12 protein-coding genes and 1 pseudogene are annotated in these 18,722 nt (G+C 74.4%); 5 read left to right on the forward strand and 8 right to left on the reverse strand.

From position 1 onward, the window contains the following. Nucleotides 1-95: 95 nt before the first annotated feature. Together ACH4PU_RS12530 and ACH4PU_RS12535 are read right to left on the reverse strand one after the other, a co-directional pair. Nucleotides 96-1,073 (reverse strand): annotated as a pseudogene (locus tag ACH4PU_RS12530) (alpha/beta fold hydrolase); the annotation flags it as partial. A gap of 447 nt (nt 1,074-1,520) precedes the next feature. After that, nucleotides 1,521-1,742: a hypothetical protein gene (locus ACH4PU_RS12535; protein ID WP_398270157.1), complete on the reverse strand. Its 222-nt coding sequence runs from the start codon at nt 1,740-1,742 to the stop codon at nt 1,521-1,523. A 581-nt stretch (nt 1,743-2,323) separates the two neighbouring features. Here ACH4PU_RS12535 and ACH4PU_RS12540 point away from each other — a divergent pair. From ACH4PU_RS12540 to ACH4PU_RS12550, 3 genes are all read left to right on the forward strand, one after another. Next, nucleotides 2,324-2,557, forward strand: a complete 234-nt coding sequence (locus ACH4PU_RS12540) for a hypothetical protein (protein WP_398270158.1) — start codon at nt 2,324-2,326, stop codon at nt 2,555-2,557. After that, a complete protein-coding gene (locus ACH4PU_RS12545) occupies nt 2,541-3,503 on the forward strand; it encodes a helix-turn-helix domain-containing protein (protein WP_398270161.1) in 963 nt (320 codons plus the stop codon). The genes ACH4PU_RS12540 and ACH4PU_RS12545 overlap by 17 nt, the downstream gene beginning before the upstream one ends. Nucleotides 3,504-3,596: 93 nt before the next feature. Continuing rightward, nucleotides 3,597-4,052: a VOC family protein gene (locus tag ACH4PU_RS12550; protein WP_398270164.1), complete on the forward strand. Its 456-nt coding sequence runs from the start codon at nt 3,597-3,599 to the stop codon at nt 4,050-4,052. Here the strand turns inward: ACH4PU_RS12550 and ACH4PU_RS12555 are convergent. From ACH4PU_RS12555 to ACH4PU_RS12565, 3 genes are all read right to left on the reverse strand, one after another. Beyond that, nucleotides 4,042-4,179, reverse strand: coding sequence for a hypothetical protein (locus ACH4PU_RS12555; protein ID WP_398270167.1), 138 nt, complete (start codon nt 4,177-4,179; stop codon nt 4,042-4,044). The genes ACH4PU_RS12550 and ACH4PU_RS12555 overlap by 11 nt on opposite strands. Nucleotides 4,180-4,599: 420 nt before the next feature. Continuing rightward, nucleotides 4,600-6,717, reverse strand: a complete 2,118-nt coding sequence (locus ACH4PU_RS12560; RefSeq protein WP_398270170.1) for an FG-GAP-like repeat-containing protein — start codon at nt 6,715-6,717, stop codon at nt 4,600-4,602. 274 nt (nt 6,718-6,991) lie between these two features. After that, complete coding sequence (locus ACH4PU_RS12565; RefSeq protein WP_398270173.1) at nt 6,992-8,839, reverse strand: FG-GAP-like repeat-containing protein; 1,848 nt, start codon at nt 8,837-8,839, stop codon at nt 6,992-6,994. Between the two features lie 232 nt (nt 8,840-9,071). Here ACH4PU_RS12565 and ACH4PU_RS12570 point away from each other — a divergent pair, with 232 nt between their 5' ends. Then, complete coding sequence (locus tag ACH4PU_RS12570) at nt 9,072-9,914, forward strand: hypothetical protein (RefSeq protein ID WP_398270176.1); 843 nt, start codon at nt 9,072-9,074, stop codon at nt 9,912-9,914. 87 nt (nt 9,915-10,001) lie between these two features. Then, nucleotides 10,002-12,608 carry an NACHT domain-containing protein gene (locus tag ACH4PU_RS12575; protein ID WP_398270179.1) on the forward strand — a complete coding sequence of 869 codons (2,607 nt, stop codon included), beginning with the start codon at nt 10,002-10,004 and terminating at the stop codon, nt 12,606-12,608. Nucleotides 12,609-12,612: 4 nt separating this feature from the next. Here ACH4PU_RS12575 and ACH4PU_RS12580 read toward each other — a convergent pair whose 3' ends face one another. The 3 genes from ACH4PU_RS12580 to ACH4PU_RS12590 form a co-directional block, all read right to left on the reverse strand. Further along, the gene (locus ACH4PU_RS12580) at nt 12,613-14,859 is read right to left on the reverse strand and encodes a hypothetical protein (RefSeq protein ID WP_398270182.1); all 2,247 of its coding nucleotides are present in this window, start codon (nt 14,857-14,859) and stop codon (nt 12,613-12,615) included. Between the two features lie 88 nt (nt 14,860-14,947). Then, entirely contained in the window at nt 14,948-16,045 is a 1,098-nt protein-coding gene (locus ACH4PU_RS12585) for a hypothetical protein (protein WP_398270185.1), read from the reverse strand. Further along, nucleotides 16,042-18,696 (reverse strand): hypothetical protein, encoded by a 2,655-nt coding sequence (locus ACH4PU_RS12590; protein WP_398270188.1) that lies wholly within the window; start codon nt 18,694-18,696, stop codon nt 16,042-16,044. The genes ACH4PU_RS12585 and ACH4PU_RS12590 overlap by 4 nt, the downstream gene beginning before the upstream one ends. Nucleotides 18,697-18,722 lie beyond the last annotated feature (26 nt).

The raw sequence follows: 18,722 nt of genomic DNA on the forward strand, positions 1-18,722 counted from the left end.
GCGCCGGCCGCGAACGAGCCGGTGGACGTGACAGGAGGGATCGAGGACGGGCCGGCCTGCACGGCCGAACCGCCGGACGCACCCCCGGCGGAAGGCACACCCGGCCCGCCCGGCTCCGACAGGCCGCCGGGCGCGCCCGCGCCGGCCGCCGACACACCACCGGGCAGGCCCGAAGCGCCCGACGACGGACCGGCGTGCGCGCCCGGTCCGCTCGCGGCGGCGGCAGGCGCGGCCGACGAGCCCGCCGGCGTACCGGGGCCCGTACCCGCGCCGCGTCCCCGCGGGGCCCGCCGCTGCCAGTCCGCCGTGAAGTGGCCCACCAGCAGGTCGGTGACGGCGGCGGGTTGCTCGACGGGGGCCAGGTGGCGGGTGCCGGGGACGACGGCCAGGCGGGCGTCGTGGATGCCGGCGACCAGGACGCGGGCGTCGGCGGGCGGCGTCACCTGGTCCTCGGCGCCGACGAGCACCAGCGTGGGCACGCCCACCCGGTCGAGGCCGGAGCGGACGTCGAAGGCGGCCAACGCCTCACAGGCGGCGGAGTAGCAGGGGACGTCGGTGGTGCGCACCATGTGGACGGCCCAGTCCACTATGGCGGGCTGGGCCGCGGCGAAGGCCGGGCTGAACCAGTTCTCGGGCGCGGACCGCGCCGCGGGGTCGAGGCCGTGGGAGCGGGCCTCGGAGGCCCGTACGCCCCAGCCGTCCGCCGTGCCGAAGCGGGCGGCCGCCCCGATCAGGGCGAGGGAGCCGAGCCGCTCCGGGCCGCGCAGGGCGAGATCGGCGCCGATCGCGCCGCCGATGCAGCAGCCCGCGTAGCCGAAGTGCTCGACGCCGAGGGCGTCGAGGGTGGCGAGCAGCCGGTCGGTGAGCTCGCCGACCGTGGCCGCCGGATGGGCGGGCGCTCCGCCGTGGCCCGGCAGGTCGTAGCGGAAGACGCGCCACTGGCGGGTGAGTTCCGGCACCTGCCGGTCCCACATGTGCCATGTGGTGCCGAGGGCCGGGCCCAGGATCAGGACCGGGGCGTCTTCGGGCCCGTCAAAGCGGTATTGCAGGGTGTTCGCCGGTGTCTCGCTCACCCGCCAGACCCTCTCATCTTTCACGAGATCTCACATGACCGGCCCCGTCTATCGGCTCTTGTCCTCTTCGCTACGGCAGGCGCGCGCCGCCGGAAGCCCCCTGGCTCTGGTGCGTGTGCTCCAGGTGTGTGTCGGACGGTCCCGCTGCGACGGAGACAAGGTGCTGCGGTGGTCGGACCGTTAGGGCGGCGCCTTCGCGGTTGGGGGACTGCGGTGGTCAGTCGGCGGGAATGTGGTGGTCAAAGGGCCGGGGCGGTGGTCATTGGGCACTCCGCGGCCGTAGGCGGGCGTACCGGCCTACGGCTCATTCGGAGTGCGCGGCGCGCGCCGAGGCACGGCCGGGCCGCCCGCGGACGATGACCGTGGTGCGGCGGGACTCGGGGCCCTGCCCTCATCGGGCAAGGCCCCCGGCCGCAGGGCACGTTCAGGTGCGTCCGGCCTTCGCTGTCACGACCTCTCCTCGGAAGCCGACGGCTCGGTGGCCGCCTGGGGAAACCTGGTGAGCAGAACAGTCACCCCGCCGAGGAGCCCGATGGCACCCGCCACCCGATACGCCGCGTGGAAACCTGCCAGCTGATCGGCCGGATTCGTGGCACCGCCACTGACACCGGTCGAGACGGCGACCAGGATCGCCGGACCGACGCTGTTGCCGATCTGCTGCGCGGTCACTTGACCGCGCTGGCGACTCCGTGCTGGTGGGACGGCAGGCCCTCCAGCGTGGCGGCCGGCATCGCGCCGAAACCCAAACCCTGTCCGGTACTCATGACCGCGATACCGGGGAGCATGTGCACCCAGTACGAGCCGTCCTCCTGCCTCGCCCCCTGGTCTCGACGCTAGTCAGGGTTCGGCGATGGCCCCATGGTGGGGGCGGATCACGCGGCCACTCGTCGGCAACACGACGGGAACAGTAGAGAGGCAGGAGAACCAGGGATGCGGACCGTGGTCATCACCGGAGGAACCGACGGGCTCGGCGGCGGGCTCGCACTTGCACTACCTGCGCCAAGGAGCGCGCCCTCGCCAAGGCATCCTTTGCCGTGCTCGCCGCCTCCGTACCGAAAGCCGTCGCCCCGATGACCTGTCTCCTCGAGGACCCTCCGGCCGAACCCTTCACCGGCTACCGCACCGGCCGCCAACTGCCGCTGGGGAGCCCCGTGTTCGCCCAAGGTGATGCACTGCGCCTGCACCACCTCACACGGGACCTGGGTCGGCGCGGTGTGACGCCGCAGACGTCTGAGAGGACGCGAGCGTCCATGGTGAGCGCGGAACAGGTGCGGGAGCCGGCTCTCGCACTTTCCGAGGCCAAGGTGCACGCCTGTGTGACGGCCGCGTCGGAGACGTCCGGGATCCTCGGCCGGGGACGCAGCGAATTCCTCACGGTGCGACTGGCCGGTGCCGGAGGCCACGAGATGGCCGGACCTCTCTGTCAGGCGTGGGCGGGCCAGGCCCCCGACGTGCTCGCGGAGTGGCATGTTCCCGAGCGCTGACCCGGCGGGCGGCGCGTCCCTGCCGCCGGGCGGGCGCGCGCTGTCGTCCCCGCCCTCCCCCACGGCGCGGTTGCGCAGGGTGCGGCACGAGTCGGTGCTCGGCCGCTGGGAGACGGTGTGGCGTCGCCCGCGGCCGGACCTGCGTCGTTTCGTGGCCGGCTATCTCGGCTACGACGAGCGCGGGCGCGGCTTCCGGCTCCGCCGGGAACTGCCCTCCGGCCTGATCACCCTCGTCGTCGGTTTCGAGCCCTCGGTCCGGGTGCTCGGCGGCGAACAGCCCTGTTGCGGTACCGGGACCCAGGGCGTGGGGGGTGGCCTGCGGCGGCAGGTCTTCGTCACGGGTGTCCAGGACCGCTACCGCCTGACGGAGACCGCTCCCGTCTCCAGCGGCGTCCTCGTCCGTTTCACTCCGGTCGGTGCCCGCTTCTTCCTGGGTCTGCCGATGCACCTCCTGGCCAATCGTGCGGTCGGGGCCGAGGAGCTCCTCGACGCCGCCTTGCTGCGCCGGCTCACCGCGCTGGCCGAGCGGTCCGGCTGGGAGGAGCGCTTCACCGTCCTGGACACGCTGCTCTCCGAGGGGCTGGTCACCGGCTCGGCCGGTGGTGCCCCCTCCCCCGCCGAACGGGCCTGGGAAGAGTTGCGGCGCTGTGGGGGGCGGGTTGCCGTGCGGGATCTCGCCGAGGGAGCCGGGTGCAGCCACAAGCATCTGATCGACCAGTTCCGCGAGCAGATCGGGCTGCCTCCCAAGGCGCTGTCCCAGGTGCTGCGCTTCCGTACCGCGGTGGGGTTGATCAACAGCGGGGCGAGTCTCGCGGACATCGCGCTGACCTGCGGGTACGCCGACCAGTCACATCTGAGCCGGGCGTTCTCACGGTACGCGGGACGCTCCCCGTCGGCGTTCTCCCGCACCTGGCTTCCGGACGGCGGCGGGCTGCGGGCCGACTGACCGGCCCTGCCCGGAGGCGGCGCCCAGGGCGGCGCGTCGTATCGCAGGGGCAGGTGAATTCTGTTCAAGACTCCGGGCCCGGACACTCTTAGCGTGACGTCCCGTACCGCGGTGTCCGTCCCCCGTCCCAAGGAGTCGTTCATGAAGCAGCAGGCCGCCCCGAGCGCCCCCAGCATCAGCCCGTACCTCTTCTACAAGGACCCGGCGACCGGCTTCGCCTTCCTACTGGAAGCCTTCGGGCTGGAGAAGAGGGTGGTCAACGAGGTGGACGGGCAGGTGGTCAACGCCCAGGCGGGCATCGGTCCGCACACCGTGATCGTCGGACGGGCCCGGGACGAGATGAAGCTCCGGCCGGCGTCGCAACTTCCGGCCGTGCACGCGGCCGTGATGATGACCGTCGAGGACGTCGACGCGCACTTCCGGCACGCCAAGGAGGCCGGAGCGGTCATCGAGTACGAACCGCAGGACATGCCCTACGGGCTGCGCGAATACGGCGCTCGCGACCTGGAGGGCAACCTCTGGTTCTTTGCCTCGCACCTCACCGGCTGAGCCCCGCCGCCGGCTGCGCGAGCGATGTCTCCGCCCGGGCCGCCGCCCGCGCGGCGAGTCCGGCGCAGGAGGCGACCAGCGTGGCGGCGGGCGCGTCCGCGAGGCGCGCTCGGTCGTGGTGGAGCACGGCGTCAGTCGGCCCACACCCGCGTCAGGCAGCGGCCCGCGTGTGGTGGGGGCGGGTCGGTGTACGACGTCCTGCCGTACGGCACGACCACCCGTTCACCGTCTGTCCGCCGGGGAGTGGGCGCGCCCCTGGCCGCGTCCGGCTGCCCGCTGGGAGCCGGTGGCGCTGGTCGGGCAACTGTGCACCCCCCCGGGGCATCTTCGCCCGGCGGGTCCCGGTCGACGCCCTCCGGGCCGGGGACCGGGTGGCCTTCGCCTTGGCCGGAGCCTACGCGTGGAACATCTCGCACCGCGACTTCCTGATGCACCCGCCGCGCACCTTCCACTGCCTGGGCTGAGGCACGCGCCGCGGGCGGACCCGGACGAGCGTGCGACCGCCCCGCAGGAGCGTCCGGCGGGGCGGTCGCGGTCGGGACCCGGGTCAGCCGAGGTCGCTGCGGTACCAGTTCCAGCTGGTGGAGGCCGAGTTGTCCCAGACCTTCACCGGCCGGGAGACCGCGTCGTCACGACCGTCGAAGGTGTGCAGCGCGACCTCGTTCTTGCCGTCCTTGTCCTGGCCCCTGTTGTAGAGGACGCCGAGGTCGGCCTTGCCGTCGCCGTTGAAGTCGCCGGCCACGAGCTTGCTGCGGTCGGCGTTCCAGCTGCCGGTGGTGGTGTCGTTGTTGTCCCAGGCGCGCTTGGGGGCGTTGATGCCGTCGGCGCGGCCGTAGCCGATGTGGAAGGCGGTGCGGAAGTCGCCGGTCTTGTCCTTGCCCTCGTCGTAGAGGATGCCGAGGTCGGCCTTGCCGTCACCGTTGAAGTCGGCCGCGACCGGCTTGCTGCGCTCCCACGTCCAGCTGCCCGTGGTGCGGTCGTCGTTGTCCCAGACCCGCTTCGGCCGGGTGATCGCGTCGGCGGTGCCGTAACCGATGTGGAAGGCGGTGTGGAAGTCACCGGCGGCGTCCTGGCCCTCGTCGTAGAGGATGCCGAGGTCCGCTTTGCCGTCACCGTTGAAGTCACCGGCGACCGGCTTGCTCCGCTCCCAGTTCCAGCTGCCGGTGGTGCGGTCGTCGTTGTCCCAGACCCGCTTCGGGCCGCGGATCCCGCCGTCGTACGAGTACAGGACGTGGAAGGCGGTGTGGTTCATGTTGTCGTCACCCTGGCCCTCGTTGTAGAGGATGCCGACGTCCGCCTTGCCGTCACCGTTGAAGTCGCCCGCGACGGGCTTGCTGCGCTCCCAGGTCCAGCTGCCCGTGGTGCGGTCGTTGTTGTCCCAGACCTTGGCCGGCGCCTTGAACGTCTTGCCGTCGCTGAGGAACTCGTACAGCGAGGTGCGGAAGTCGCCGGTGTCGTCCCGGCCGTCGTTGTACAGGACCGCGACGTCCGTCTTGCCGTCGCCGTTGAAGTCCCCGACGGTCAGCTTGCTGCGGTCGGCGTTCCAGCTCTGGGCGGAGGGGGCCGCGTTGTCCCAAGCCTTGACGGGGGCGTCGAAGCCGTGACCGTTGCTGGTGAACTTGTACAGCGTGGTCAGGTTCTTGCCCGAATCGGACCGGCCGTTGTTGTAGAGGACGGCGATGTCGGCCTTGCCGTCGCCGTCGAAGTCGCCGGTGGTGGTGCTGGGGACGGCCTTGTTGGCGACGAAGAAGCCGGAGGCGGCGGACATCGGGCCGTCCTGGCCGGCGGCGTTCTTGGCCCGGACGGTCAGCGTGTGCGGGCCGTCGGACAGCTCGGTGGTGTCCAGCGACGCGGAGTACTCGGTGCCGCGGCTGGCGACGGAGTCCACCATCCGGCCGTCGACGTAGAACTCCACGCCCGTGGGGGTGCCGACGCTCTCGGACACCGCGGCGGTGAGGGGTACCTGGCCGCTCAGGATCGCCTGGTCCGCCGGGCCGGTCGCCTTGGCCACGGCCGGACTGGCGCTGGTGTCCTCGGCGCCCGGCTCGGGGGTGACCGGGCCGTCGACTATGTTGTCGTAACGGTAGGCCTGGTAGCCGTCGGTGGGGTGGCCCGAGAGCCAGGCGTCGTTGAAGTCGCCCACGTAGCGCTGAGTGACCACTCTGCGGCCGCTCTCGGAGTAGAAGTAGAACTTCCCGGCCGACTTGTCGATCCACCCGGCGAAGATGATCACGTGGCTCTGCGTGTTGTTGAGGATGTCGCCGGGCTTCAGTTCCGCGGTGCTGATCCGGGTCGTGACATCGCGCAGGGACCAGGTGTTGCGGCTCTGGTTGAGCATCCAGGCCATGGAGACGTAACCCGAGCAGTCCTGGCGGTACCAGCCGCCCGTCGCGTCGTCCTTGTACCAGTTGTAGGGCGAGTCGAGCCCGTTCGAGCTGTACGGGACCCGGTGGGCGGCCCAGTCCCGCGCCCGGTCCAGCACCTGCTGTCTCGTGACGCGGCTGCCCGCCGCGGCGCCGTGGCCGAGGGTGCCCGTCGAGACCACCGGCATCCCGTCGGACTGCCGGGAATCGGCCTGGGCCGTCCCGGTGGCCAGGGCGGCCGCCGCGACCGCGGTCATCAGCAGCAGGGACGTGCCGCGTCGGGCGGATTTCTTCAGAAGCATGGGTATCTCCGGATACGTCGGATCGGGATGGAGATCGGGATCAGGGAACGGCACGGGCGTCAATACGTGCCCCCTGCTTGTCGGTTGAGGGCGTCCGCGTTCGCGCGGTGGGTGCCCGCATGTCACTGACGGAGCCCGTGGCGGTGATGTGACAGCCGGGGCGGAAGGGATTTTCGTGCGGGACGGTACGCGGAGTGCGCAGGGGAACGCAGACGTACGCGGCTGTACCGGTCGGTACGTCGCCGTCCGGAGCGGACGCCGGCGCGACCTCGCGTCAGGCCAGGTCGCTGCGGTACCAGCGCCAGGACGTGAACCCGCGGCTGTCCCAGGACCGCACCGGCGGGGAGACCGCTTCGGCGCGGCCGGCGAAGGTGAACAGCCTCACCTCGCTGGTGCCGTCGGGGTTCTCCCCGCCGTTGTAGAGGACGCCCAGGTCCGCCTTGCCGTCGCCGTCGAAGTCCCCGGCGGTGGGCTTGGCGGCGTCGGCGTTCCAGCTGCCGGTGGTGGTGTCGTTGTTGTCCCAGGCGCACTGGGGGGCGTTGATGCCGTCGGCGCGGCCGTAGCCGATGTGGAAGGCGGTGCGGTTGCTTCCGGTCCTGTCCCTGCCTTCCTTGTAGAGGATGCCGAGGTCGGCCTTGCCGTCGCCGTTGAAGTCGCCCGCGACCGGCTTGCTGCTCTGCCAGTTCCACGAACCGGTCGTGCGGTCGTTGTTGTCCCACACCCGCTTCGGCCGGGTGATCGCGTCGGCGGTGCCGTAACCGATGTGGAAGGCGGTACGGAAGTCGCCGGTGGCGTCTCTGCCCTCGTTGTAGAGGATGCCGAGGTCGGCCCTGCCGTCACCGTTGAAGTCGCCCGCGACCGGCTTGCTGCTCTGCCAGTTCCACGAACCGGTCGTGCGGTCGTCGTTGTCCCACACCCGCTTCGGTTCCCGGACGCCGTCGGCGGTGGCGTACGCGATGTGGAAGGCGGTGCGGAAGTCGCCGCCGGCGTCCCGGCCCTCGTCGTAGAGGATGCCGACGTCGGCCCTGCCGTCGCCGTTGAAGTCGCCCGCGACCGGCTGGGACCGTTTCCAGTCCCAGGACTGGGTGGTCCGCCACCGCTTCACCGGCTTGTCGAAGCCCGGGCCGTTGCTGGTGAAGGTCCACAGGGCGGTGCGGTTCCTCTTGGTGTCGTCCTGGCCCTCGTCGTAGAGGACGCCGATGTCGGTCCTGCCGTCGCCGTCGAAGTCCCCGGCCGTGACCTTGGAGTCGGCCCAGTTCCAGGAGCCGCTGCCGGCCTGGAGGTTGTCCCACACCTTCACCGGCGCGGCGAACGAGCCCCGGCCGGTGCTCCGCAGCGTCCACAGCGCGGTGTGGTTGTCCTCGCCCTCCCGGTCGTAGCCGTAGAGGATCGCCAGGTCGGCCTTGCCGTCACCGTCGAAGTCGCCGGTGGTCTGCCCGGCCGTACCGCGGTTGGCGACGAAGAAGCCGACGCCGGGGGACGCCGGCCCGGTCCGGCCCGCGTCGTTCACCGCGCGGGCGGTCACGGTGTGCGGTCCCTCCGCCAGGGTCGTGGTGTCCAGGCTCACGCTGTACGCCGGCCCGGGCCCGGACGCCGTACCGGCGGCGCGGCCGTCCACGAAGAAGGCGGCCTCGACCGGTTTCCCCTCCTCCTCGGCCACGGACGCGGACAGGGTGACCGTACCGCTGAGGACGCCGCGGTCCTCCGGGCCCGTGACCCGGGTGACGGGCGGGGTGGCGCGCGGGTACGGGTCGACGCCGTCGTTCACCAGACCCTTCTGACGGGCGCAGGAACCCCACTGGCTCGCCCCGGAGCCCCGGAGGATCCTTTCCGCGACGGTGATCTGCTCCTTCTTGGTCGCCTGGTGCGGATACTCGGCGAACTCCCGGCCGTTGTGGGCGTCCCAGGTGGGCTTCATGATCTGGAGACCGCCGTAGTAGGGGCCTTCGGGGTTGACGACGGTCCAGTCACCCGAGCTCTCGCACTGGGCCATCCGCTCCCACATCGCCAGGGAGGCGGCGGAGGCGGGCGGGGCCGAAGTGAGAAGTGCGGCGGGAGCGAAGGAGGAGACGAGGGCGGCGGCGAGGGCGAACCGCACGGTGCCGCGGGGCCTTTGGGGCATGGAGGACGTCCTGGGGATGAGGAGCGGCGACTGCATCAGGTGACGCGGCACCGCGGGGTCAGTGGCTGCACCCAGGCTGACGAAGCGCGTCGCGGGGTTGTGACCGGAGTTGCGGCAGGAGTGGTGACGGCGGAGGGGGCGGCCGTCGTCGCGGACCGGCCCTTTCACCTGCGTCGCACCGCTCCACCGCGGAACGGCGCCCTCGGGAAGACCAGGCGCTATCGTACGGACCATGCCGTTAGGAGAGCCGTCCGTGGGCGCCGGGAGGCGGGCGAAGGCCGTCGCGGTCGCCGCCGCCACGACCGTGGTCGTCACCGCCGGCGTCACCGGCTCCCTGCTGGTGGGCGGCGGCGGGAACGCGGGCGCGGCGGCGAGCGGTTCGCCCGGGCCGGCCGCGTCGGTGCCGGCGTCGGCGTCGGTGAGCACCGGCCCGCGCGTCGGTGCGGCCGAACGGCCCGTCATCCCGGGCTGGAAGGTCGTCGTCAACCCCGATTTCGGCACCGCCTTCGACGTGCCGCCGGACTGGGACGTCAAGCCTCCGGACACGCGGTACGGGTTTCTCGACAGCAAGCTCGATCCCGAGGACCCGGCGAACTGGCGCAGGTTCACCGTCCTCGCGACCGGATTCGCCTCGCTCCGGGACGACTGGTGCGTGCCCGGCATCGACGCGAACGGACGCGTGGTCGGCACCGAGCTGGCGGGTACCGGCACCACAGGCGCCGAGGGGGCCAAGGACACCGCCCACATCGCCGTGAACAAGGCCGCCGTGTGGGTGTACGGCGGCTACACCCAGCCGGACAAGAAGAGCATCGTCTCCGACAGGACGGCCAAGCCCTACACCACCACGTCCGGTGTCCAGGGCAGCATCGCCTGGGCCCGGTCCAGGAACGCCCCCCGGAAGAACGCGTGCTCGACCGACGGCAAGGCCATCGCCTTCGGCTTCCGGAACTCCGCGGGGAATCACGTCGCCTGGTGCCTCTACGGCGCCACGGGCGTGCGGGACGAGCTGCCGGACTCGACGATCATGAAGATCCTCGGCACGGTACGCCTCCACGGAAAGCCGAGGAAATCCTGAGGCCGCACACCAACAGGCCGCACAGCAACAGGCCGCACGCAACAGGCCGCACAGCAAGGGACAGCGCGACGACGGGGGCGGACGGACATGGTGAGGCGAACGGGCTCCGGCGGCGAGCCGGACATCATCAACACCGCGGTCGACTGCACGGCCGAGTACCTGATCCAGATCGGCATCCTCCGGGGCGACCTCAACCTGACGCTCCGGGTGGAGCAGCCGCCGCCCGACGACGACGCCCCGCTCGCCGCGGCCGAGCGAAGACTCGCCCGCAGCCTCCTCCTCCGGTGGCGGGCCGAGGCCGACGCCTGGGACATGACGGACCCCGAGCCCCTGCCCGTCCGCTGGACGCCCAGCCGGCGCGTGGCGTCCGCCGGGGAGCACCTGCCCGCGGGCTCCGGGACCGACACCATCGCCGGGACCTTCCTCGCGCTCCGGCCCCGGCGGCGGCTGGTCGTGCTGGGCACCGCCGGCTCCGGCAAGACCGTGCTGTCCGTCCTGCTCACCCTCGAACTCCTCGCCCGCCGGCTCACCCAGGGCGAGGACGACGTGCCGGTCCCGCTCATGCTGTCGCTGGAGTCCTGGGACGCCCGGCGGCAGCCGCTCGCCGAGTGGCTGGCCGACCGGCTGCGCCGGGACCACCCCGGTCTGCCGCCCGTGGACGGCGTCCACCCGGCCCGCCGGCTCGTCCTCGAGCGCCGGGTGCTGCCCGTCCTCGACGGCCTCGACGAACTGCCGGAGCACCGCCGCGCCGAGGTCCTCGACGCGCTCGACGCGGGCCTCGGCGGCGAGGGCGACGCGGTCCTCGTCTCCCGCACGGCCGAGTACGCCCGCCTCGACCGGGAGGGCAAGGGGCTGCGGCACGCCACGGTGATCGAGTCGCTGCCGCTGCGCCCCGGCGAGGTGGCGGAGTACCTCCGCAAGGCCCGGCCCCGGGCTCGCGCCGCCGCCTGGGCGCCGCTGCTGAGCACCCTCAGGGACGAACCCGCCGCGCCGGCCGCCTGGGCCCTGACCAGCCCGCTGATGGTGTGGCTGACGCGCCGGTCGTACGAGAAGGGCCCCGCCGGCCCGGGGGACCTGGTGGACCGTGAGCGGTTGCCCACCCGGGACGCCGTCGAGGCGCACCTGCTCGACCGGATCGTGCCCGCCGCGTTCCCCCCGGTGCCCCCGGACCCCGCCCGGCTGCACCCGCCCCGCGCCTGGGACGCCGAACGGGCCCACGCCTGGCTCGCGTACCTGGCACTGCTGCTGAACCGGCGCGGTGAGTCCGAACTGGCCTGGTGGCGCCTGCACTCGGCGCCCCTGCCCCGGCTGCTCGCCCTGCCCGCGCTGCTGACGGCCGGCATCCTGCTCTCCTTCGCCGTCAGGGCGGGTGTGTCCGGCTCCTCGGACACCGCGATGCCGGACGAGTTCCTCAGCACGACCGTGGTGGGAATCGGGATCCTCGCCGCGGCCGTCGCCCGGACGGTGACCGCCTCCTGGTTCGGTCAGCGGCCGGCCGAGCCACGCCGCAGCGCGAATCCGCTGCTCTTCGTCAGGGCCCTGCGCTCCCTCGACCGGCACGCGCGCGTCGGTCCGCTCGCCCGGCTCGCGGTGCTCTCGGGCGGGCCCGTCCTCGTCGTCCTCCTCCTCGTCCTGTACACCGTGCTGCGGGAACCCGAACTGGTGTCGTTGTCCATCGGCGGTGTCCTGCCGGTCCTGCTGATGATCGTGTACGCGGCTCCCGCCGACACCGTGGACGCCGCCACCCCCGACGAACTCCTGCGGGGCGAACGGAGCGCGCTGGTCACGACGTTGACGCTGGTGGCCCCGCTGATCGGCGTGGGGACGAGTGCGTTCCTCTGGCTCGGCGGCGGAGGCGGCGGCTGGGCGGCGGCGGCCGGTTCCTGGGCGGGCGCCTCGGCCATGCTGGTGCTGCTGAGTCCGTGGAGCCGCTGGGTGCTGGCCAAGTGTTCCCTCGCGGCGGCGGGCCGGGTGCCCTGGTCGTTGATGGCGTTCCTCAGGGACGCCCGTACGGCGGGGCTGCTGCAACTCTCGGGCGGCACCTACCGCTTCCGCAACCGCAGGCTCCAGGAGCATCTGGCGGGGCGGCGCGCCCGGGAACAGGGCACGGCCGCGTCCGGTCCGCTCCCGCTCCCCCTCCCCAGGCTCTCGGACGCCCGCGACTTCACGGTGGAACGCACAGCGGACCGCTACCGCCTCCGCGGCCGGTCACGGAGGCTTCCGCTGGCCCACTGGGCCGTGATCGGCGCGGTCCTGGGCACCTTCGTCATCCGGATGAGCGTGACCGGGCAGTGGCACAAGCCGGTCGCGTGGCTGTCCCTGGCCTTCTGGCCCGTCGTCGGCGTCCTGATCACCGTCGTCGGATTCCTCATGCCGCGGCGGCCGTTGGAGCTGGAGCTGACCCGGGACGGCGTCACCTCCCTGTTCGGGCGCAGGCGGCGCTCCTACGCGTGGCGGCACATCGAGGAGATCACCGTGCGCCGCGCGGTCGTCCGGGGCCGGGACGCGCGCTTCCACGCGCTCCAGGTCCGGCTCCTCGCCGACGCCCCGCGTCCGCCCCGCCGCTCCCGCATGGGCGGGGGCTGGTACTTCGTCCTGTCGACCGGCCCCGCGCCGGGCGTGGATCCCGGGCTCGCCTCTGCTCTCGCCGACTTCGCCGGGCCCCGGTGGACCCCGCCGTCCGGTAGCCGGTGAACGTTCAGGACAAGGGCTCGGCTTTCATGGAGGCCGTGAGGAGGGCCAGGCCGCGTGCCGTCACGGTGCGGCCGTCCTCGGTGATGTCGACGGCGTAGGCGACGGGCGCGCGGCCCGTGGTGCCGTCCGGGGCCGTGATCCGCCAGCGCGCCTCGTACGTGGCGTGGGCCCGCAGGATCCGGGGCGGGCGTCCGGCGGGGGTGGCGTGCCAGCCCGCGGGCAGCAGGGGCGGGCGTACGGTGACGGCGAGGTCGCGTGCGGTGGTGTTCTCCACGGCGAGCCTCCCGCCGTCCGCCGGGCGCAGGCGCAGGGCGTCGGAGCTGGACCAGCGGAGGTGGAACGCGCGCAGCCGGAGCCGCTGTGTGTCACCGGTCTTGTCGAAGACGGACCCCAGGCCGAAGCGGACGGAGTCGACGGCCTCCGGGACCGTGATGTCGTAGCCGTACGTCTTCGAGAGGACGGGGCCGGACTTCTCGGTGTGCGCGTGCTTCTCCCGGAACTCGACCGTACGGGCGCCGACCTGGCCCTCGACGGCGGCCGGCGATGAAAACGCCGTGACGCTGTCGGGATCGAAGTCCACCGACACCTCGTCCAGCGGCAGCGGCATCCCGAAGTCCGCCCGCAGCCAGCCGTTCTTCCGCGGGGACCCCTTGACCGACCAGTAGCCCCCGTGGCCCGGCAGAGCCGCGGACGGCGGATGGCCGGGCGCCGAGTAACTCGCCCTGAGCCTCGGCCAGTCGTAGGTGGCGGCCGCGGCGAGGTCGACCTGGTGGACGGTGCCGGTCAGCGGGTGGCGCCACTTGTCGTACCTCTGCGGCAGCCCCCCGAAGGAGGACGGCGGCAGCGCGCTCGTCTCCAGGAGCGTCAGGACGAGCGGGACGACCAGGTATCCGGCCAGGTGGGCGAGGAGGAGGGTGCGGCGTGGGACGCGGTGCCGGGGGAAGCGGTACGTGGTGTGCACCGGCGGGCGCGCGGGCGGAGGCGCCATGCGCACGGCAGTGCCCGCGGTGCCGGCCGTACCGGCCAGCCACCGCAGCGTCCCCCCGAGCGCCGCGGCCGGAACGCAGCGGAGCGGGATGCCCGTCCCGTCCAGCGCGCGCAGCAGATGACCGCCGCCCGCCGCGTCCAGCCGCTCGCGCACGGCGGTGTCGTCGCCGCGTACGGCCCGGCTGTAGAGCAGCGCGAGCCGGCGCGGGCGGGAGCGCGGGGGCAGGGCGAGGAGGACGTGCAGGACCCGGGTGACGGCGCGCACGGCGTCGCCGTGCGCGACGGGGTCGTCCACGACCAGCAGTACTCCATGGGCCCGGCGCAGGACGTCCAGCGCGGCCGCCGACTCCTGACTGCCGTAAGCGTCACCGCACGGGTCGTACCACAGGACGGGCGTCCCGGCCGTCCGTACGAGCGGCGGTTCGGTGCCGGGCGGGACGCCCAGGTCGGCCAGCCCCTGCCGGTGCACCCCCGTGCGCTGCGCGGCCGGACCGCCGACGAGCACGACGGCGCGCGCCCGTTCGTACCCGGGCGGCAGCGCCTTCCCGCAGTGCGGACAGCACGCCTCCAGGCGGTGGACGCGCAGGACGGCGGGCAGGCGGGCACCACAGCGGCAGCGGCGCAGGAAGACGCCGTACGGGCCCGGCACCAACTGCCGGTGGCGAGCACGGCACTTCGGGCACACCCTGACCGGGCGGTCGACGACGCGTCCGCAGTCCGCGTACGGGCACGGCGCCCGTCCGCGGCGCAGCGCGCGCTCCGCCCGGGCGACCGCCGCTCCCGCCGCCCACCACAGGCTCCACAGGGCCCGGCACAGCGCCCACAGCGTCAGCGCGCACAGCAGGGGCAGGATGGTGATCGCGGTCGCGGTCAGGACGACGCCGACGGCCGTGAGGAGGAAGGCCGGGCGCAGGAAGACCATCAGGCAGCCCGCCCCGCCGGTCCCGCCCTGCCCCGGCCGGCGGAACGCGTCGCCCACGCGGGCGGCCATGAACCGCTCGGCGTCGCCCATCAGCCGTTCGTGCTGTTCGAGCCCGTCCCACCAGGTCGCGCGCAGGTCGCGGGAGGCGGTGACGCGAAGGTAGGCGGGGACGGCCGGCTCACCGCGCGGGTCGGGCGGGACGGGCGCCGCCCGGCCGAACGCCCGCCATACGGTGAGCCATTGGGCCCACACCAGTCTGGGGAGGGTGACGCAGACGCCGTACCCGACGACCAGGACGACCAGGAGGGCGATCGCCAGGAGCAGCACCACGGGGTTCGTCACGGCTCACCCCTCCCCCGGCGCCACGGCGGCCGCCGCGCGCCGGCCCAGGGCGGGGCGGAGGCGTGGTGCGCTTGTCCTGCCACACGCGTCACCTCCGTTTCCGTTCCCGGTCGAGGGCGCCGAAGCGGTGCAGCAGCCACATCAGAGGGTCCTCGACCCGGTGCGGGCGGACGACGCCGCCGAGCCCGAGCTCGCCGTCCCGCCGGGGCGCGGAACCGAGCATGGACACCGCGAAGAGCTGGTGGTCGACGCAGAACCGCGCCGGCCGCGCGTCGAGTTGGTGTTCCTGCCAGCGCCACAGCAGGGCGCGCAGCTCGGCGTGGACGGCGGCCCGGTCGTCGGCGTCGAAGACGGGCCCGGGGCGGCGGGCGCGGTGCAGCGGGGAGTGCTCCGGGAGGTGCGGCCACAGGAGGTCGGCCTTGGTGAGGACGACCGCGACCGGGACGGTCACCTTCCCGCCGCCGCCCAGGTGGTCCAGGACCCGGGCGAGCACCTCGCCCGACCGGCCCGGCACCCCGTCGCCGCCCGCCACCGGTGCCCCGGGCAGGTCCCGCGGATCGACGAGGACGATGACGGCGTCGGCCGCGGCGAGGTAGCGCAGTTCGGTCTCCATGCGCTCCCGCGAGGCGAAGTGCTCGCCCGCGGTGTCGAGGAGGACCAGGGTCAGCACCCGCTCCCGTTTCCGTCCGAAGCGGCCCCGGCGGGCGCGGCCGAGGCGGTGGACGAGAGGCCGGCCGGCGTCGTGTCCGGCGGTCTTGGGGACGGTGCGCCCCTCCTCGTACAGGTGCCGTGCGTACCGTTCGCGGTAGTCGAGGATCGTGGTGTCGTCGCAGGGGAGCAGCGCGGCGCCGAGCTCGGCGCCGAGGCGGTGCAGCAGTTCGTGCGTCAGGACGCCGATGTAGGTGCTCTTGCCGGAGCCGACCGGTCCGACGAGCGCGACCAGTCTGGCGGGGGTGCGCAGATAGCCTTCCGGCAGCCGCCCGTCGCACGCGGTGCAGCGCAGCCGGGTGGTGGTGCGGCCGCAGGTGCCGCACACCGCGGAGCCGGCCCGGGGGTCGGCGGACGCCAGGGCGCGGTCGTCGGGGCAGGCGGGGCGGCCCGCGCAGACGTAGGTGATCCGCTCGCGCGTGAGGGTGCGGAAACAGTGCGGGCACACCCGGGCGCGGCGCCGCCACGGCGTTCTCACCCCCGCTCCCTCCGGGTGACGCCGAGCGTGTGCTGCGGCGGGTCGCGCAGCACGAGCGCCGCGCCGACGGCGAAGCAGCGCAGCCGGCCGCCCGGGCCCCGGGCGAGGCGCGCCGACAGCCGCACGTCCTTCCCGGGGCCGAGCGTCACGTCGGCGGCTTCCGCGAGGACGTCCCCGTCGGCGGGTTCCAGCGGCCAGACCGGGCCGTGCGACCGCACCAGCAGCAGGCGTTCGGCGCGTACGGTGGCGCGGGCGGTGAACACGGCGGTGACCGTGCGGCGTCCGGGCGGGCCGTGCCGCTCCAGCCGGTAGCCGGCCTCGGTGCGCGACGGCAGCACCGCCGTGCTCGGCCGGCCGTACACGGGCCGCCCCGCGAGCCGGGCGACCGCCCGTACCTCGACCTCCAGCCCGGCGCCGTCCGCGACCGGCAGCCGTACGCCCGCCTCCCGCCGGTAGGCGGCGCGGGTGACGGTACGCCGCTGTCCCGCCGTCCCGCCGGGGGTCCGCCAGGCGACCTCGGCCTCGTCGCCGCCGTCCGGCGGCCAGTCGAAGACCACGACCACGTCCGCGCCGCCGTGCCGGACGAGCGTGGGGGTGCCGAGCGAGGGCCCGCCGGTGGCGGCGTGGGCGCCGACGACGGCGTGGTCGCCGGCGACCGTCACCGCGACGACCACGGTGGGCCGGTCCGGCGGCGCGAACACCAGCCCGCCGGGCGCGGGTGGGGCCTCGATCGGTGCCCCGGGCAACTCGTCCGTGCGCAGCCGGGTGCCGGCCGGCCACGGGGGGACGTCGTCGAGGCCGTACAGCCGTACCTCCCCGGCGGCCGGCGGGTCGAGGCGTGCCAGGAGGCGGCCGTCGGGGTGGCCGTCCGGCGGGTGGACGTCCAGGCCGGTGACCGGCTCGGGCGGCGGGAGCGGTGTGGCGGTGAGCCGGACGCCCGGCGTGCGCACGGTCGTTCCGTGGTCGGTGCGGTAGACGGCGCTGACGCGGTAGCCGTACGCCGTGCCGTTGGTGAGGCCGCCGTCCGTGAAGCCGTCGCGGCGGGCGGCGACGCGCACGTCCTCGCCGTCGGGCATGGTGCGGACGGCCTCGACGGACCGGGCGCGGTCCGGGCACGTCCACGACACGGCGATCCGGCCGTCCCCGGGGTCCACGTGGACGCCGGTGACCTCCGGCCAGTGCACGAGGGGGCCGCTCATCGCGAGCGGCGAGAAGGCACCCGCCGGTTCGGCGGCCCGGCGGACGGCGACCGCGTAGTACAGCGGGACGCAGGGCGGGGGCGCGCCGTCCACGGCCGAGGTGGCCCGCGGCGAGGGCAGCGGCAGCACCGTGCCGTCGGCCGCGTCGCGCGGCGCGCGCCGCTCGGTGCGCAGCAGGACGTACTCGGGCTCGCCGGCCGTGGACGGCGAGGGCCGCCACCGGAGCGCGACGCCCGCGCCGTCCCGGGTCGCGGTGAGCCCGGACACCGGCCGTACGGCGAGGCCGCGGCGGAGTGCGTCGGTCCCGGGCAGGTCGCGTACGGCCGCCTCGGCCTGTTCCAGCAGGTCCCAGGCCCGGTCCGCGTCCTCCGGCGGCAGTCGGCGCGCCTGGTCGAGGACGGCGCGGGCGTCGGCGAGCCTCGCGCGCACGTGCTCGGCCAGGGCGCGGACGTCCTCGGGGAGCGCGCCCGGCGGCAGGCGGTCCGCCACGGCCGCCGCCTCGGCGAGCCGCCCGTCGGCGGCCAGGCGGCGCAGCCGGTCCGCCACCGGGTCCCCGGCCGGCTCGTGCAGCACCGCGAACACCAGGCGCCGCGCGTCGTCCTCGGCGACGCCCAACTCCCCCACCGCGTGGGCGAGGAGCGTGGCCGGAGTCGCGCGGGCGGCACAGCGCGTCCGCAGCGGCACCGCCAGTTCGTGGAGGAGGATCCGGGCGAGTCCCTCCGGGCCCCGCTCGGCCAGCACGCCGCGGACGGCGGCTATCACGGCCTGGGCCGCCGTGTGCGCGGCGCCGTGCGGCAGCCGGCCCCAGCGGCGGGCCGCCGCCTCGACGGCCGCCTGGTCGGCCGGGGGTGCGCCGAAGACGCGCACGGGCCGGGCGGTCCGGCCGCCGGGGGTGCCCGTCGCGAGGAAGTCGGCGAGGTGGCGCAGTCCGAGCACCTCCAGGTGGCCGGCGCAGCGCGCGTACGCGGGGTGCGGCACCGAGCGCGGCAGCGGTTCCGGTTCGGCGGTCCGCAGCCCGAGGGCGGCCAGCGCCGCCCGTACCTCGTCCTCGTGCACCCGGTGGGCGGCGGCGAGGTGCGCGACCGTGCCGTCGGCGAGCAGGCCGAGCCCGCCCGCGGCCTCCTCCAAGGCGGCGCGGAGCCGGGCCCGTTCGGACGCGGCGCGCCGGCCGTGCTCCTGGAGGGCGGCCCGCAGGGGGCCGGGGTCTCCGGCGGCGGCCGCGTCGAACAGCGGCCGGTGGGCCAGGAACCCGGCCTCCAGCTGCTCGATCACCGGGCGGTACCGGAGCCGGGCCCGGCTCCGGCGCCAGCAGGCGCGGACCGCCGCGACCGCCTCGGCGACGGCGTCCGCGCCCAGGTCACGCGGCAGTTGGTAGCGCACGCGCAGGTCCTCGGTCACGGGCAGCCCGGCGTCGAGCACCTCGCGCCGGTAGCGTGCCTCGTCGAACCCCACGAGCGTGTTCCCCGTCCCCGTCCCGC

Source organism: Streptomyces sp. NPDC021100 (assembly GCF_044333095.1).
Classification (GTDB): domain Bacteria; phylum Actinomycetota; class Actinomycetes; order Streptomycetales; family Streptomycetaceae; genus Streptomyces.

Bases quoted from the DNA above. Each gene is read 5' to 3' on its own strand.
- ACH4PU_RS12545 (WP_398270161.1), top strand. From the start codon at position 2,541: ATGTTCCCGAGCGCTGACCCGGCGGGCGGCGCGTCCCTGCCGCCGGGC.
- ACH4PU_RS12540 (WP_398270158.1), top strand. From the start codon at position 2,324: ATGGTGAGCGCGGAACAGGTGCGGGAGCCGGCTCTCGCACTTTCCGAG.
- ACH4PU_RS12560 (WP_398270170.1), bottom strand. From the start codon at position 6,717: ATGCTTCTGAAGAAATCCGCCCGACGCGGCACGTCCCTGCTGCTGATG.
- ACH4PU_RS12570 (WP_398270176.1), top strand. From the start codon at position 9,072: ATGCCGTTAGGAGAGCCGTCCGTGGGCGCCGGGAGGCGGGCGAAGGCC.
- ACH4PU_RS12565 (WP_398270173.1), bottom strand. From the start codon at position 8,839: ATGCCCCAAAGGCCCCGCGGCACCGTGCGGTTCGCCCTCGCCGCCGCC.
- ACH4PU_RS12575 (WP_398270179.1), top strand. From the start codon at position 10,002: ATGGTGAGGCGAACGGGCTCCGGCGGCGAGCCGGACATCATCAACACC.